This is a genomic window from Bradyrhizobium sp. CFUWI (assembly GCF_056429085.1).
Genome location: NZ_JBWJZE010000002.1, coordinates 660,259 through 675,324, shown reverse-complemented (window position 1 = coordinate 675,324; position 15,066 = coordinate 660,259). Strand labels below are relative to the sequence as shown.

15 protein-coding genes and 1 riboswitch are annotated in these 15,066 nt (G+C 68.3%); of the genes, 6 read left to right on the top strand and 9 right to left on the bottom strand.

The features are described 5' to 3' along the window. The first annotated feature begins 1 nt into the window (after position 1). On the top strand, positions 2-745 hold the full coding sequence (locus tag AC066S_RS06875; protein WP_478269262.1) for a cobalt-precorrin-6A reductase: 744 nt from the start codon (positions 2-4) through the stop codon (positions 743-745). On the opposite strand, the gene cobJ is transcribed toward AC066S_RS06875, so the two are convergent. The 7 genes from cobJ to AC066S_RS06840 are packed head-to-tail and all read right to left on the bottom strand — an operon-like array spanning position 721 to position 8,628. Next, positions 721-1,455, bottom strand: a complete 735-nt coding sequence (cobJ, locus tag AC066S_RS06870; RefSeq protein WP_478269261.1) for a precorrin-3B C(17)-methyltransferase — start codon at positions 1,453-1,455, stop codon at positions 721-723. The two genes, AC066S_RS06875 and cobJ, sit on opposite strands and share 25 nt — an antisense overlap. Then, positions 1,452-2,183, bottom strand: coding sequence for a precorrin-2 C(20)-methyltransferase (locus AC066S_RS06865; RefSeq protein WP_478269260.1), 732 nt, complete (start codon positions 2,181-2,183; stop codon positions 1,452-1,454). The genes cobJ and AC066S_RS06865 overlap by 4 nt, the downstream gene beginning before the upstream one ends. 2 nt (positions 2,184-2,185) lie before the next feature. Further along, positions 2,186-2,815 (bottom strand): precorrin-8X methylmutase, encoded by a 630-nt coding sequence (locus tag AC066S_RS06860; RefSeq protein ID WP_126255982.1) that lies wholly within the window; start codon positions 2,813-2,815, stop codon positions 2,186-2,188. Further along, positions 2,815-3,978, bottom strand: coding sequence for a precorrin-3B synthase (gene cobG / locus AC066S_RS06855; RefSeq protein WP_126255983.1), 1,164 nt, complete (start codon positions 3,976-3,978; stop codon positions 2,815-2,817). The genes AC066S_RS06860 and cobG overlap by 1 nt, the downstream gene beginning before the upstream one ends. Beyond that, complete coding sequence (gene cobN, locus AC066S_RS06850) at positions 3,975-7,223, bottom strand: cobaltochelatase subunit CobN (RefSeq protein WP_478269259.1); 3,249 nt, start codon at positions 7,221-7,223, stop codon at positions 3,975-3,977. Before cobN ends, cobG begins: the two co-directional genes overlap by 4 nt. Further along, positions 7,223-8,257, bottom strand: a complete 1,035-nt coding sequence (cobW, locus tag AC066S_RS06845) for a cobalamin biosynthesis protein CobW (RefSeq protein ID WP_478269258.1) — start codon at positions 8,255-8,257, stop codon at positions 7,223-7,225. Before cobW ends, cobN begins: the two co-directional genes overlap by 1 nt. Continuing rightward, positions 8,254-8,628 (bottom strand): DUF1636 family protein, encoded by a 375-nt coding sequence (locus AC066S_RS06840; RefSeq protein WP_126255986.1) that lies wholly within the window; start codon positions 8,626-8,628, stop codon positions 8,254-8,256. The genes cobW and AC066S_RS06840 overlap by 4 nt, the downstream gene beginning before the upstream one ends. A 94-nt stretch (positions 8,629-8,722) precedes the next feature. Beyond that, positions 8,723-8,943: riboswitch (cobalamin riboswitch) on the bottom strand. Between the two features lie 40 nt (positions 8,944-8,983). Here AC066S_RS06840 and cobO point away from each other — a divergent pair. After that, positions 8,984-9,619 (top strand): cob(I)yrinic acid a,c-diamide adenosyltransferase, encoded by a 636-nt coding sequence (gene cobO / locus AC066S_RS06835; protein WP_126255987.1) that lies wholly within the window; start codon positions 8,984-8,986, stop codon positions 9,617-9,619. A gap of 6 nt (positions 9,620-9,625) precedes the next feature. Continuing rightward, positions 9,626-11,074, top strand: a complete 1,449-nt coding sequence (locus AC066S_RS06830) for a cobyric acid synthase (protein WP_478269257.1) — start codon at positions 9,626-9,628, stop codon at positions 11,072-11,074. Here AC066S_RS06830 and cobD read toward each other — a convergent pair. Beyond that, a complete protein-coding gene (gene cobD, locus AC066S_RS06825) occupies positions 11,063-12,025 on the bottom strand; it encodes a threonine-phosphate decarboxylase CobD (RefSeq protein WP_478269256.1) in 963 nt (320 codons plus the stop codon). The two genes, AC066S_RS06830 and cobD, sit on opposite strands and share 12 nt — an antisense overlap. Positions 12,026-12,036: 11 nt before the next feature. Next, on the bottom strand, positions 12,037-12,978 hold the full coding sequence (gene cbiB, locus AC066S_RS06820; RefSeq protein ID WP_478269255.1) for an adenosylcobinamide-phosphate synthase CbiB: 942 nt from the start codon (positions 12,976-12,978) through the stop codon (positions 12,037-12,039). A gap of 121 nt (positions 12,979-13,099) precedes the next feature. Here cbiB and cobU point away from each other — a divergent pair, with 121 nt between their 5' ends. From cobU to bluB, 3 genes are read left to right on the top strand one after another with little or no spacing between them, the layout of a single operon-like run. After that, the gene (cobU, locus tag AC066S_RS06815) at positions 13,100-13,603 is read left to right on the top strand and encodes a bifunctional adenosylcobinamide kinase/adenosylcobinamide-phosphate guanylyltransferase (RefSeq protein ID WP_135168261.1); all 504 of its coding nucleotides are present in this window, start codon (positions 13,100-13,102) and stop codon (positions 13,601-13,603) included. Continuing rightward, complete coding sequence (cobS, locus tag AC066S_RS06810) at positions 13,600-14,382, top strand: adenosylcobinamide-GDP ribazoletransferase (RefSeq protein ID WP_478269254.1); 783 nt, start codon at positions 13,600-13,602, stop codon at positions 14,380-14,382. The genes cobU and cobS overlap by 4 nt, the downstream gene beginning before the upstream one ends. Positions 14,383-14,386: 4 nt before the next feature. After that, positions 14,387-15,019, top strand: a complete 633-nt coding sequence (bluB, locus tag AC066S_RS06805) for a 5,6-dimethylbenzimidazole synthase (protein WP_478269253.1) — start codon at positions 14,387-14,389, stop codon at positions 15,017-15,019. Positions 15,020-15,066: the final 47 nt, after the last annotated feature.

The following is a 15,066-nucleotide window of genomic DNA, read 5'->3' as shown; positions in this document are numbered from 1 at the left end:
GATGCGCGCCCTCATACTGGGCGGAACGGCCGATGCGAGCCTGCTCGCCGCGGAGATCGCGCGCGCCGGGCTTGATGCCGTTTATTCCTATGGCGGCCGCACCCGCACGCCCGCGGACCAGCCGCTGCCGACCCGCATCGGCGGCTTCGGCGGCGTGAGCGGGCTTGCCGACTACATCGGTCGCGAGGGGATCACCCACGTGATCGACGCGACGCATCCGTTCGCAGCCGAGATGAGCCGTCATGCGGTCGAAGCGTGCGCGGAAACCGCCACGCCGCTGATCGCGCTGGAGCGCGTACCCTGGACGAAGGCCTCCGGCGACAATTGGATCGACGTCGCCGATGTCAACACCGCGGCCGCTGCGCTGCCCGAGGCGCCGGCAAACGTGTTCCTCGCCATCGGCCGCCAGCATATCGCGCCGTTTGCGACCAAGCCGCAGCACTCCTACACGCTGCGCTTCGTCGATCCGCCCGAAGCGCCCCTGCCCTTTGCGGCGGACGTGATCGTATCGCGCGGACCGTTCACGCTTGATAGCGAGCTCGAGATGATGCGCAGGCGCGGCATCGCCTGGATCGTCGCCCGCAATTCCGGCGGCGATGGCGCGCGCGCCAAGATCGACGCGGCCCGCAGGCTCGGCCTGCCCGTAATCATGATCTCGCGACCGGCGCTGCCCGAGCGGCGGCGGGTCGAGAGCGTTACTGATGTGATGCAATGGCTCGGTCATTCGACCCGCCTCGGCGCATAGACCCAGCGGCCGACCCGGCGTGTCTGCGAATTGCCGACGATCACCAGCGTGCGCATGTCGGCCATTTCTGGCGTCGCTTCATTCAGCGTCACGATCTCGATCTTCTCATCAGCCGCGCTGATCGCGCGCGCGAAGATCACGAGGCGCTCGCCACAGCGCGCGTCCTTCAGCACCGCAAGCGCGCGGCCAAATCCTTCCGGCCGGCTCGCCGAGCGCGGATTGTACATCGCGATCGCGAAATCGGCTTCGGCCGCGAGACGCAAGCGCTTCTCGATCACGGCCCAGGGCTTGAGATTGTCGGAAAGGTTGATGGCGCAGAAATCATGGCCGAGCGGGGCGCCGGCTCGGGCGGCAGCCGCCAGCATCGCGGTGATGCCGGGCAGCACGCGGATCGGAACCGCCTGATAGTGCGGCGCCTGTTCGAGCGCCTCGAACACGGCGGAGGCCATCGCGAACACGCCGGGATCGCCGGAGGACACGACGACCACCTGCCCGCCTTCGAACGCAAGCCGCAATGCCTCGCGGGCGCGCTGCAGCTCCTCGCGGTTATCCGAAGGATGCAGGGTGAGACCGGCTCGCCGCGGCACGCGCGCGACATAGGGCGCGTAGCCCAGAATGTCGGTCGCGGATGCAAGCGCGGCCGTGACCTCGGGCGTCACCAGCGCATCGCTGCCGGGACCAAGGCCCGCGATGGTCAGCGTGCCCGTCATTCGGCGGCGTCCAGATGCCGGCCCTTGCCGTGAACCAGCACGATCGCGAAATAGGGACAGTCGGAGGCGTCGATCTCGGCGAGCCGTACCACGCGCTCGCCCGGCATGGTGCCGCGCTCGACCAGCCAGGCGTCGTCCAGCCGGCCTGCTGAGCTGAGCGCGCGGCGCACCTTTGCGAGATTGCGGCCGGTCTTCATGACGACGAGCGCATCGGAATCGCGCATGCGCCGCTCGAGCTCGCTTTCAGCCAGCGTCCCCATCAGCACGGTCGTCACGTCGTCGCCGAGCGCGATCGGCTGTCCGACGCCGTTCCAGCAGCCGACCATGCCAGGAATGCCCGCGATCACCTCAATCTCGACGCGGCCTTGCAGGCGCGTATGGAGATGCATGAAGGAGCCGTAGAAGTAGGGATCGCCCTCGCAGAGCACGACGACATCGACCGCGCGCGCGAGCCGCGCCAAGCGCTCGGCCCATTCATCGTAGAAACCGGCGAGCAAGTGCATGTATTCCGGACTGTCGAATGCGATCTCGGTCGTGACCGGATACTCCATCGGATACTCGGTGACGCCGGCTGCCAGCATGCCCTCGACGATACGCCGCGCCTGGCCCGACCTGCCCTTCTTGCGGAAATAGGCGACGTGGCTGGCGCCGCGCACGGTGCGATCGGCGCGCACGCTCATCAGATCAGGATCGCCGGGGCCGAGACCGCAACAGATGATGCGTCCCATCGCTATTCGCTCCGGCTCGCCAGGGCGTTCACGGCCGCGACCGTGATTGCGGAACCGCCAAGGCGGCCCGCGACGGTCAACGCCGGCGCCGGCGGATCGGCCATCAGCGCCGCCTTGGATTCGGCCGCACCGACGAAGCCGACAGGGCAACCGATGATCGCGGCGGGCCGCGGGCAGTCACGATCCTCCAGCATGTTGAGCAGATGAAACAGCGCCGTCGGCGCATTGCCGATCGCAACGATCGCACCGGCGAGATGCGGCCGCCACAGCTCGAGCGCCGCGGCCGACCGGGTGTTGCGCATCGATTGCGCGAGCGCGGGCACGGTCTCGTCGCCAAGGGTGCAGATGACGGCGTTGGCCGCGGGCAGCCTCGCGCGCGTGATCCCTTCGGAGACCATGCGCGCGTCGCACAGGATCGGCGCCCCCTTCTGCAAGGCCGCGCGCGCGGCTATCGCCATGCCTGGCGTGAAGCGGATATGCGACTCCAGCCCGACCATGCCGGCGGCGTGGATCATCCGCACCACCACCTGCTCCTCGTCCGGCGTGAAGCGGGCAAGATCGGCCTCGGCCCGGATCGTGGCGAAGGACTGCCGGTAGATCGCCGCGCCGTCGGTCTCGTAGGTGTGCGGCATCAGTTCCCTCCCACCAGGATGGAGGGGTCGCTGACGATGTCGGCGCCGTTGAGGCCACGCAGCACCGGCTCATCGCGCGTCGAGCCGTCGCGAACGAGATCAAAGCCGGCACGCGTCGCAACCAGTGTGACTGCGGCCGTGCCGGAATGGGCACAGCCTTTGCCGCAGCCCGAGACGTGCAGCCGCGCATCGGCGGCGATGCGCGGCGCGAGCGCCGCGGCCAGCGCGCGCGTATCGGCGTGGGCTTCGCGGCAGCGCGGCGCACCGCTGCAGGCGATGACGCGCAACGCAGGATCGAACGGCTCGGTGATGAGTCCCGGCGCGCTCGGCATCTCGCGCTTGCCTTCGCTCAGCAGCATCCGCCAGGGCGTCATGCGTAGCGCGTGTCCGCAACCGGCGAACTGATGCAGCGTCGTGTGCAGCATCTGCCCGAACGCAACGCCGACCATCGCGCCTTGCGGATAGTGCCCGGGCCGCGAGGCGGCCATTACGGGCGCAGGCTCGGTCTCGCCGCGCAGCGATTGAGGCAATGCCACATCGGACGCGATGTGGGCCGCCATCCGCCCTCGCCCGCTCCTCGCGCCGCCGGAGACCAGGAACCAGCTTGCGAGCGCCAGCGCCGTGCTCACGGCCTGTCCGCGTGCGACGGAGCGGCCGAGCCTCGCACCATCGGCCCGCACCAGGAGACGGCCCGAGCGATCGCGCTCGATGCGGATGTCGGCGGAATCGCCGGCGAGCACCCGTGACCTTCCGTCATCGATGGCGAACCCGAACTTGGTCGGAAGAGCGAGGCCGCTATCGGCGAGCGCCTCCTCCAGTTCGGCAGCGAGCGACTGCGTTTCGTCGCCGCCGTCCCAGAACGGCGTCACCAGAATGTTGCGCCGAGCTTCGATCTCGGCGTCGGGGTCGAGCAGCGCCAGTTGCGCGAGGCCGTCGAGCAGCGGCCGATGGCCTTGCTCGCTGACGCCTCTGATCTGGAGATTGGCGCGGCTCGTGACGTCGATCAGGCCATTGCCGTGTTGCCCGGCGAGCTCGGCAAGCCCGGTGATCTGTGGGGGTTCGAGGCGCCCGCCGAACGGGCGCACCCGCACCACGAGCCCATCGCCCGACAGCATCGGGCGTAGCGCGCCGGGACACCAGCCCTTGACCGCGGAAGCGCTCATGAGGCCTCCCGCAGTGCCGCGGCGATCGAGTTGCGGCGCGTCTGCCACAGCGCCGCATCATGCAGGCGCGCAAAGCAGGTCTGCATCGCGGCGAGCGCCGACGGATTTTCGCGCGCCATGAAAGCCCGGATATCGTCATTGCCGAGCGTCGCATCGTAGTAGAGATCAAACAGATGTGGCGGCACGGCGCCGGCAAGATGGGCGAACGCGGCCATGTGCTCCAGCGTCGCGGCGATCTCGGCGGCGCCGCGGAAACCATGGCGCATCATGCCGGCGATCCAGGCCGGATTGGCGGCGCGCGCCCGGACGACGCGGGAAATCTCCTCAGTCAGCGTACGCGCATACGGCTGTTCGGGACGTGTCGTGTCGAGGTGATAGAGCGCCGGCCCTGCCGCGCCGAGATGCGCTGCGGCGGCCGCAATGCCGGCTTCATGCGCGGCATAGTCGGCGGCGAGCAGCAGGTCGGTTTCCGGCAAATCCTGGACGTGGACGAAGGCGTCGGCAGAGGCAAGCCGCGCTTCGATCCCAGCGCGATCGTGCTGCATCTCGCCATCGGCCGAGAATGCCCAGGACGAGGCCGACAGCCAGGCTTCGCCGGCGGCCTCGCGTGTCTCCGGCGTGAACGCATCGGGGATCGCCGAGAGGCCGACACCATATTGGCCGGGACGCGGCGCGAACACACGGGAGGTCCGGTGGCGATACGGATTCTCCTCGCCCTCGTCCTCGCGCGCGGCGAGCGCCTCGCAGGCGGCCTCGAACAATTGCGCGAGGCCCGAAAAAACGTCGCGGAACAGGCCCGAGACCCGCAACGTGACGTCGATGCGGGGGCGGCCGAGCTCGGCCGGGGCGATGATGTCATAGCCGGTGACGCGGCCGGAGGCGTGATCCCAGCGCGGCGCGAGGCCGGCCAGATGCAGCGCCATCGCAAATTCCTCGCCCGCCGTGCGCATAGTCGCCGAGCCCCAGAGATCGACGACGAGGCCCTTCGGCCAGTCGCCGTGATCCTGCAGGTGACGGCGCAGCAGTTCCTCCGCGAGTTTTATCCCCTGCGCATGCGCCGACGGCGTCGGCACCGCGCGCGGGTCGACGGCAAAGAGATTGCGCCCGGTCGGCAGCACGTCCTGGCGGCCGCGATAGGGCGAGCCCGACGGCCCGGGTGCGACGCGCTTGCCGCCAAGTGCGGAACGCAGCGCATCGCGCTCGGCGTCGCCGCAGGCGCCGCGGCCGAACACATGGAGGCCGTCGCCGAACTGGCTTTCCTTGAGATCGCAGACGAAGCGATCGATCCGCGGAATAGCTTCAGCTGGCGCGGCCGAGGCATCGAGGCCGAGATCGTCTTCGAGACCGGCCGCGCGTGCCTCGTCGCGGATCGCCGCGATCAGCCGCTGGCGGCGCGCGGGATCGAGACCATCGGCGGTCGAATATTCGTCGAGCAGACGTTCGAGCCGGCGCAACCCCTCCGGCACCGCAGATTGCGCGAGCGGCGGCGGCAGATGGCCGATGGTGACCGCGCCGATACGGCGCTTGGCCTGCGCGGCTTCACCGGGATCGTTGACGATGAAGGGATAGATGACGGGCAGATCGCCGATCAGCGCTTCCGGCCAGCACGCGGACGACAGCGCGACGGATTTTCCGGGCAGCCATTCCAGCGTGCCATGCGCGCCCATATGCACGACGGCATCGATCCCCTGCGCGCGGAGCCAGAGATAGAACGCGACATAAGCGTGGCGCGGCGTGCGGGCGAGATCGTGATAATCGGCATCGCGCGTGACCGCATCGCCCCGCTCCGGCTGCACCGCGATGATGGACCGGCCGCTTGCGATGGCCGCGAAACGGAACGCGCCATCGCGACAGCTGGGATCATCCTCCGGCGCGCCCCAGGCCTGCGCGAGATCATCCTGCAGGGATTGCGGCAGGCGCGAAAGGGCCGCGCGATAATCGGCAACGTTCCAGGCGAGCTTCTGCTTCAACAGTGTCCCACCGAGTGCTTGAACCGGCGCGGCAGCGAAGCCGGCCCCAGCGAGATCGGACAGTAATGCTTCCACCGAAGCCAGCGCATCGAGGCCGACCGCATGCGCGATCTGGTGTGGCCGCCCCGGATAGTTCGAGAGCACGATCGCCACCCGTTTCTCGGCGGCGGGCTTCTGTGCAAGTCGCCGCCAGGCCGCAACGCGCGCGGCGACGGCCTTGACGCGCTCCTCGTCGGGCCCGTGCGCCAGATGGGCGAATTGCAGATCGGGATCGCGCATCCCTGCCGACTTGAAGCTCACGACACCCGTGAACAGCCGGCCATCGACCTCGGGCAGCACCACATGCATCGCGAGATCGCCGGGCGAGAGACCTCGCAGCGACTCTGCCCAGTCTTCGCGCCGCGCCGTCGAGAGCGCGACCTGGAACACCGGACAGGATGCGGCATCGAACGGCGTCGTGCCGTCCTCGCCGATGGCCGAGAACGCCGTCGCGTTGACGATCGCGGCCGGAGGATTTTGCGCGAGATGCGCGCGCAACCAATCGGCAACGCCCGGGGCCTTCAAAGAGGTGACGAACGCGCCATATGCGTCAAAGCCCTTCTCGCGCAGCGCGGCGATCAGGGCATCGACCGGGCCTGCATCTGCGGCCGTAAGGTACGAGCGATAGAATGTCACCAGCGCGAGCGGCCTGTCCTCACTCGAGGCCGGCGCAGCAATGACGCCGCGCGAGGGATCGTAGAAGCCCATCTCCGGCACGGTCATCTCGCCGGTGACGGGCCCGGCATAAAGCCCCGAGGCCAGCGCGAGCTGCGCGATCGCCGCCTGCGCGGCGACCGGACCGCCGGTGTCGCAGAGCACCTTGAGCCGTCGCAGCGTCGAGACCGGCAAGGTCGAATATGAATCGAGCCGCGTGTCATCGCGACCGTCGGCCGGCAGCACGGCGAGCACGATGTTGCGGTCCTTCGCGAGCTGTTGGAGCGCAGCGAGCCCGTATTGCCAATAGGATTCGCCGCCGATCAGCCGCACCAGAATGCCCCGCGCCTGCGACAGCGTCTTCTCGATATAGGTGTCGACCGAGAGCGGATGGCGCAGCTCGGCGAGATTGGCGAGCCGCAATGATGGCAGGCTGCTGCGGCCACGCCGCCAGCCGGCAGCGAACGCGGCAAGGTCGGAATCCGAATACGAGAGCACCACGAGATCGGCCGGGTCCTGGCCGATGTCTCTGGGTGTCGCGGTCTCCTCCAGACCGCGGCTCTCGCGGAAAACGACGTGCATCAGATACCAAGTCCTGACCTGATCGCGGCCTCATCGATATCGCCGTGCTCGCCGATCACGACGAGCTTGGACTGCCTGAGACCTGCGCCCCAGGGCTTGTCGAACTGGTGGCGCACGCGCTCGCCCACGGCCTGAAGCAAGAGACGCATCGGCTTGCCCGCGACCGCGATATAGCCCTTGGCACGCAGCACGTTCTGCTCGCGCGCCAGGCGCTGCACGGAGGCAACGAGCGCATCGATGTCGGCGACTTCCGGAAGGTCGATCACGACGGAAGCGAAATCGTCGTGCTCGTGCTCCTCCTCGCCGTCATGATGCGAGGGGCGCGCGGCGAGATCGTTCTCGGCGGCCGCGCCGAGGCCGAGGATGACGCGGGCGTCGATCGCGCCGTCGGTGACGGGCAGCATCGGCACGCGGCGCGGCATCTCGGCGGTGATGGCCGCCCTGGCGGCTTCGATGCCGGCGGCGCCCGCGAGATCGGCCTTGGTCAGCAGCACGATGTCGGCGCAGGCGATCTGGTCCTCGAACACTTCCGACAGCGGCGTCTCGTGGTCGAGATTGGCGTCGGCCGCGCGCTGCGCCTCGACGGCGTCAGGATCGGGCGCGAAGCGGCCCGCCGCCACGGCCTCGGCGTCGGCGAGTGCGATCACGCCGTCGACCGTGATGCGCGAGCGGATCTGTGGCCAGTCGAACGCCTTCAGCAGCGGCTTCGGCAGCGCCAGGCCCGAAGTCTCGATCAGGATGTGATCGGGCCGCACCGGCCGCGCCAGCAATTTCTCCATGGTCGGAATGAAATCGTCGGCGACGGTGCAGCAGATGCAGCCATTGGCAAGCTCGACGATGTTCTCTTCCGGGCAGTTCGCATCGGCGCAGGACTTCAGGATCTCGCCGTCGACGCCCTCGCTGCCGAACTCGTTGACGAGCACGGCGAGCTTCCTGCCGTTGGGATTTGCGAGAAGATGCTGGATCAGCGTCGTCTTGCCGGAGCCGAGGAAACCAGTGACCACCGTGACCGGGACTTTTGCGAGCGAGCTCATTCGGCGGCCTCCGGCACGATTGCAATGGGGGGAATGCGGGCAAGCGACTGCTTGCGGAAGATTTCGGGGCGGCTGCGCCAGGGCACGAGCCCGTCCGGCGCGGCCGCATAGGCCGCAGCGCCTGCGACTACGTCCTGCGCATTCGCATCCGACAGGCGGCCGTAAACATAGGACCAGCGGCCGGGTGCGCTCAGCGCCACCGAGCAGCCCTGGCTGCAGGCCGACAGGCATTCGACGGGAACCACATTGACGCCGTCGGGCACGCCGGCCTCGAGGATCGCACCGTGCAGGCGCTTGCCGGGCGTGGTCTCGCCCTCGCCAAGCGTCTGGCCGGCACGGCAGGTGATGCAGACGTGAAGTGTGACGGTCATCGCCTCTTCCAGATAACAGCGGGAGGCGATGAGGCACACGGACCATTCGTCAGAAGGCCCGCTTCCCCGTCGCGGAACACCCCGTCCGCCGGTCCAAAACTCGTCCGCGCTGGCAGGTCTCCCGGCTTGCGGAGCAGGGTCTAGGCCCTTCGATCCCCGCCTTCCCGATTCCCTGGGGAATCAGTGGCTTTGGGCATCTCTCCGGTCACGGTCGCGGGGGCGGCTGCATTTTGGACCCAAATCTTGCCGATTCGGACCCTATCGCATTCCCTCTTCGCCTGTCATAGGACAGGAACCAACGCCGGGCCACCATTTGCCGGTGGCCGCCTCTTGTCAAGCCGAAGGACCGGATCCAATGACGCCTGAACCGGACACCCAAACACCTGAGGAAACCGACGCCCGGCACGCCCAGAAAATGGCGAAGAAGAAAGCCGCCCGCGACAAGATCATGGCGACCAAGAGCGGCGAAAAGGGCCTCATTATCGTCCACACCGGCGCCGGCAAGGGCAAGTCCTCCTCCGCCTTCGGCATGATCGTGCGCTGCGTTGCCCATGGCTTCCCCTGCGCGGTGGTGCAATTCATCAAGGGCGCTTGGGACACCGGCGAGCGCCGCCTGCTCACCGGTCATTTCGGCGAGCTCTGCCAGTTCCATGCGATGGGCGAAGGCTTCACCTGGGAGACGCAGGACCGCGCCCGCGACATCGCCGCCGCGCGCGCCGGCTGGGAGAAGGCCAAGGAGCTGATCCTCGATGAGAACCTGCGCATGGTCGTGCTCGACGAGATCAACATCGCGCTGCGCTACGATTATCTCGACATCGCCGAGGTCGTCGACTTCCTGACCACCTCGAAGCCGCCGATGACTCACGTCGTGCTCACCGGGCGCAACGCCAAGGACGAGCTGATCGAGATCGCCGACCTCGTCACCGAGATGACGCTGGTCAAGCATCCCTTCCGCTCCGGCATCAAGGCTCAGGCCGGCGTCGAGTTCTGAACGACGATGGCACGCGCGCTGATGATCCAGGGAGCCGGCTCCGACGTGGGCAAATCGCTCATCGTCGCCGGCCTCGCGCGCGCGTTCACGCGGCGGGACTTGCGCGTGCTGCCCTTCAAGCCGCAGAACATGTCGAACAACGCGGCCGTCACCGTCGACGGCGGTGAGATCGGCCGCGCCCAGGCATTTCAGGCGCTCGCCGCAGGCGTGGAGCCGCACACCGACATGAACCCGGTGCTGCTGAAGCCCGAGACCGATGTCGGCGCGCAAATCGTGGTCCAAGGCAAACGCATTGCCACGGCGCGTGCGCGCGACTACGCCGCAATGAAGCCCTCGCTGATGGGCGCGGTGCTGGAGAGTTTTGAACGGCTGAAGGCGCGCGCCGATCTCGTGCTGGTCGAGGGCGCCGGCAGTCCGGCCGAGGTGAATTTGCGCAAGTCCGACATCGCCAATATGGGTTTTGCCCGCAAGGCCGACGTGCCGGTCGTGCTGGTCGGCGACATCGACCGTGGCGGCGTCATCGCACAGCTCGTCGGCATCAAGACGGTGATCGACCCCGACGATGCCGCGATGGTCCAGGGGTTCGTCATCAACAAGTTCCGCGGCGATCCTACCCTGTTCGACGACGGCTACAGGCTCATCGAACAAAAGACCGCCTGGCGCGGCTTCGGCGTGCTGCCCTGGTTTGCCCGCGCCGGCGAGCTGCCGGCCGAGGACGCGCTGGGCCTGAGCGACGCGCGCAAGCCCGGCCAATGCAAGATCGCCTGTCTTGCGCTGTCGCGGATCGCCAATTTCGACGATCTCGATCCGCTGAAGCTCGAGCCTGGCGTCGATCTCGTAATGGTGCGGCCCGGCGAAGCGATTCCCGGCGACGTGCGCCTCGTCATCATCCCCGGCTCGAAATCGACCCGCGGCGATCTCGCCTTTTTGCGCGCGCAGGGTTGGGACATCGACCTGCTCGCGCACCATCGCCGCGGCGGCCACGTGCTCGGCCTCTGCGGCGGCTATCAGATGCTGGGGCGCAGCGTTGCTGATCCCGATGGCATCGAGGGCCCCGCGGGCGATACGCCAGGACTTGGGCTGCTGGATGTCGAGACGGTGATGAGCCCGCAGAAGACGCTGACGCGTGTCGCGGCCGTGCATGCCGCCACAAAGCAGGCGATCGAGGCTTACGAAATCCACATCGGGCGCACCGACGGACCGGATCGCATCCGCCCCTTCGCGACGCTGAACGGCGAGCCGGAAGGCGCGGTCTCGCGCGACGGCCGCGTGCAGGGCAGCTATCTGCACGGCCTGTTCACGTCGGATGATTTCCGCAAGGCGTATCTGGCCAAGCTCGACATTCCCGCCGGCAACGAGCCCTATATGGCCCGGGTCGAAAGCGCGCTCGAGGCGCTGGCCGATCACATCGAAAAACATCTCGACGTCGCAGGCCTGCTCGCGCTAGCACGCTAGGGCTTCGGCGAGGCGCGTCCATTCGGCTTCGCTGCCGGGAAGCCCGAGCCGCAGCCATGTCGGCTCTCGCGCAAACACGCGCGACCAGATATGGCCGCGCGCGAGCTTCTCCTGCGCAGCACGTGCGTCAGGCGTCTCGTAAAGACGAAACAGCGGGGTGCCGCCGACCAAGGTCCAGCCCTGCGCTCGCGCCATCTCGTCGAGGCGAACGCAGTCGCGCGCAAGCCGCGCGGATGTGGCCTCGGCCCAGGCATCGTCATGCAGCGCGCGACAACCGATTGCGATCGCTGCCCCTGAGACCGGCCATGGCCCTGAAGCCGCCGCGAGCTTGGCCACATCAGCCGCATCGCCAAGAGCAAAGCCCAGCCGCAGGCCGGCAAGGCCGTAAAACTTTCCGAACGAGCGCAGGACCAGCAGCCCCGGCCGTCCCGCCTCAGGTGCAAGCGACAGCGGAACCGCGTCGGCAAAGCTCTCGTCGATCACGAGACGGCCGACCCGCAGCAGCAGAGCCAGCAAATCCTTTGGCGCATGAGTCCGGCCGTCGGGATTGTTGGGGTTGACGACGACGGCGAGGTCGGCGCCCGCCAGCGCGTCGAGCTCGCCTGCCTCCTGCACATCCCAGCCCGCGGCCGACAGCACGCCGGCATATTCATTATAGGTCGGCGCGAGGATGCGCGCGCGGCCGGGCGGCGCGAGTTGCGGCAGCAATTGAATGGCGGCCTGCGCGCCGCCGAGCGCGACGATCGGTGCGCTGGTGCGATAGGCATGCCGCGCGGCCTGATGCAGCGCCTCGATCTCGGCGCGCGACGGCAGCGCGCTCCACGCGCGCGCGCTCACCTCGCCGACGGGATAAGGCAGCCGGTTGATCCCGGTCGACAGGTCGATCCAGTCCTCGGCGCGTCCGCCGAAACGCTCTTGGGCTTGATCGAGATTTCCGCCGTGCTCGCGCATGCCCCGTTCTTTCACGCGAAGGCCAGGATCGCAAGCACGCCGGCGAGCAGCAGCATGGCACGGCGGTAGACCGTCAGTCCCTCGCCGATATCCGCGGCAAGCGGATCGCGCGCGCCCTCGTTGAGCCAGGGTTCGTTCGTGATGCTGCCGTGATAGATGCGGGGACCGCTGAGCCGTACGCCGAGTGCGCCGGCCATCGCCGCTTCGGGCCAGCCGGCATTCGGCGAGCGGTGACGGCGCGCGTCCCGTGTCATGCATGACAGCGCTTCGGACCGCCTCGGCGCCAGCAGCACGAACAAAAATCCGGTCAGGCGCGCCGGAATGAAATTGGCGACATCGTCGATGCGCGCCGCGGCCCAGCCAAAGGCTTCGTGCCGCTCGCTGCGATGGCCGATCATGGAGTCCAGCGTGTTGATCGCCTTGTAACCCAAAACGCCGGGCAATCCGAACAGCGCCCCCCAGAACACCGGAGCGACGATGCCGTCCGAGGCGTTTTCCGCGAGGCTCTCGATAGCCGCGCGCGCGATGCCGGCCTCGTCGAGCGCTGTGGGATCGCGACCGACGATCCGCGAGACCGCCTCGCGCGAGGCGGCGATGTCGCTGGCCCGCAACGGCTTCGCCACGGCAGCCACATGATCGTGCAGCGAGCGCAGCGCGACCAGCGGCCAGGAGAGGATGCCGACCAGCACGATCTCGATCCAACCCTTGGGAAGCAAGGTCTGAATCATCCAGCCGATCACAACGGAGACTGCAATCACCAAAAGCGCTCCAGCGATACCCGCGGCGCGGCGAAGCGCCGGCGGATCGGCTGCGCGATTCCAGCCGCGATCGATGGCGCCGATCAGCCGCCCCAGCCAGGTCACGGGATGGCCGATCCGCGCGAACAGCCATGACGGCCAGCCCGAGAGGGCATCCACCGCCATCGCCACCACCATCGCGCCCGCAAAGCCCAATCCTGCCTCCTGTCCCGCCCCTGTTGCGCAAAGCAAGGCGCGAGCGCAAGCCCCTCCACGCCCGATTTCGGCTTTGTCTTTGGCCGCGATTGGTGGTTAGTCAGGCCTCCAGGAGACCTTTATGGCTGTCATCTTGATCACCGGCGGAGCGCGATCGGGCAAGAGCATGCGCGCGGAAATGCGCACGCGCGCCTTTCCCGGGCAGCCGGTCTATGTCGCAACGGCCGAGCCGCTCGACAGCGAGATGGAAACGCGCATCGCAAGGCATCGCGCGCGGCGCGGAGCCGACTGGATCGAGCGCGAGGTACCGCTCGATCTCGTGGATGCGCTGGTCGCGAGCGATGGCGGCGGCGCACGGCTGGTGGACTGCCTGACGCTGTGGCTTTCCAACCTGATGCATGCGGCGCGCGACTGGGAGCGTGACGTGACCGAGCTCGCCAGCGCCCTGCCCCGCTTGAAGAGCCCCGTCGTCCTCGTCACCAACGAGGTCGGCCTCGGCATCGTGCCCGACAATGCGCTGGCGCGCAGTTTTCGCGACGCCGCGGGGATCATGAACCAGACGATCGCGGCCGCCGCCGATGAAGTCGAGTTCGTCGTCGCCGGCCTTCCCATGAAATTGAAATGATGCCGCGCGCCGAGCTCCTCAAGGACATCGTCGCCGATCTCAGGATGGCGGCATCGTTCGTCACGATCCTCCCGGTGGCGTCGTCGAAGCCGGCGCCTGACGGCGCCGTCGCGCGCGCGACCTGGGCGCTTCCCGTCGCGGGACTGCTGGTCGGCCTTGCCGGCGCTTTCGTCTACAAGGTCGCCACGCGGTTCGGGCTGACGCCGAACCTTGCTGCCCTGCTCGCCTTGGCTACCACTGCCCTCATCACCGGCGCGCTGCACGAGGATGGTCTCGCAGATGCCGCCGACGGGCTCGGCGGCGGCCGCACGCGCGAGCGCAAGCTGGAGATCATGCGCGACAGCCGGATCGGCACCTACGGCGTCTGCGCGCTGATCCTGTCGTTCGGCCTGCGCTGGAGCGCGCTCGCGACCATCGCCAATCCGTATTCCGTCGCACTCGCGCTTTGCGCCGCGCATGCTGCTGCCCGCGCCGGCGTGCCGGCCTTCATGGCCCTGGTCCCGCCCGCCCGGCCGGACGGGCTGTCGGCGAGCGCCGGCGCGCCGCCGGGCCGGAGCATCGCCGTCGCCTTTGCAGTCGGAACGCTCGCGCTCGCCCTGGCTTTGGGGCCGAGCAAGGCGCTGGTCGGCCTGGTCCTGCTGTCGCTCGCCGGATTGATGCTGGCGCGGCTTGCGGTCCGCCAGATCGGCGGGCAGACCGGCGACATCCTCGGCGCGTTCGAGCAGCTGGGCGAGATCATCATTCTGCTGGTCGCCGCTTCCTTCCAGATCGGAGGCTGACCTCATGGTCGAATTCGACGACACCTTCCGCCGGCAATTGCGCGAGCTGTTCGTGTGGCGCCGCGACGTGCGCCGCTTTCGCAGCGATCCCCTGCCGGACGGCGCCATGGACCGCCTGATCGAGACCGCCTGCCTCTCGCCCTCGGTCGGCCTCAGCCAGCCCTGGCGCTTCGTCATCGTCGACGATGCCGTGCGCCGCCGCGCCGTGATCGACGATTTCAGGGCGTGCAACGTCGATGCGCTGAGCTGCTATTCCGGCGAACGCGCCGCGCGTTATGCTACCCTGAAACTGTCCGGCCTTGAACAGGCGCCCGGCCATCTCGCGGTGTTCGCCGACAAGACCAGCGACATCGGCCACGGTCTGGGTCGCGCGACCATGCCGGAGACCACGGAATATTCCGTAGTCGCCGCCATCACCGCGATGTGGCTCGCCGCGCGCGCGGAAGGCATCGGCCTCGGCTGGGTGTCGATCCTCAATCCGGATCGCGTGCACGCCGTCCTCGACGTGCCCGATCCCTGGAAGTTCATCGCCTATCTCTGCATCGGCTATCCCGAGACCGAATGCGACCGGCCGGAGCTGGAGCAGGCGAAATGGGAGCATCGGCGCGGGGCGGACGAGTTTACGCTGCGGCGTTAGCGCACCGGACCATCCCTCGGGCCGCGTACGAATACGGTATCGAGCTG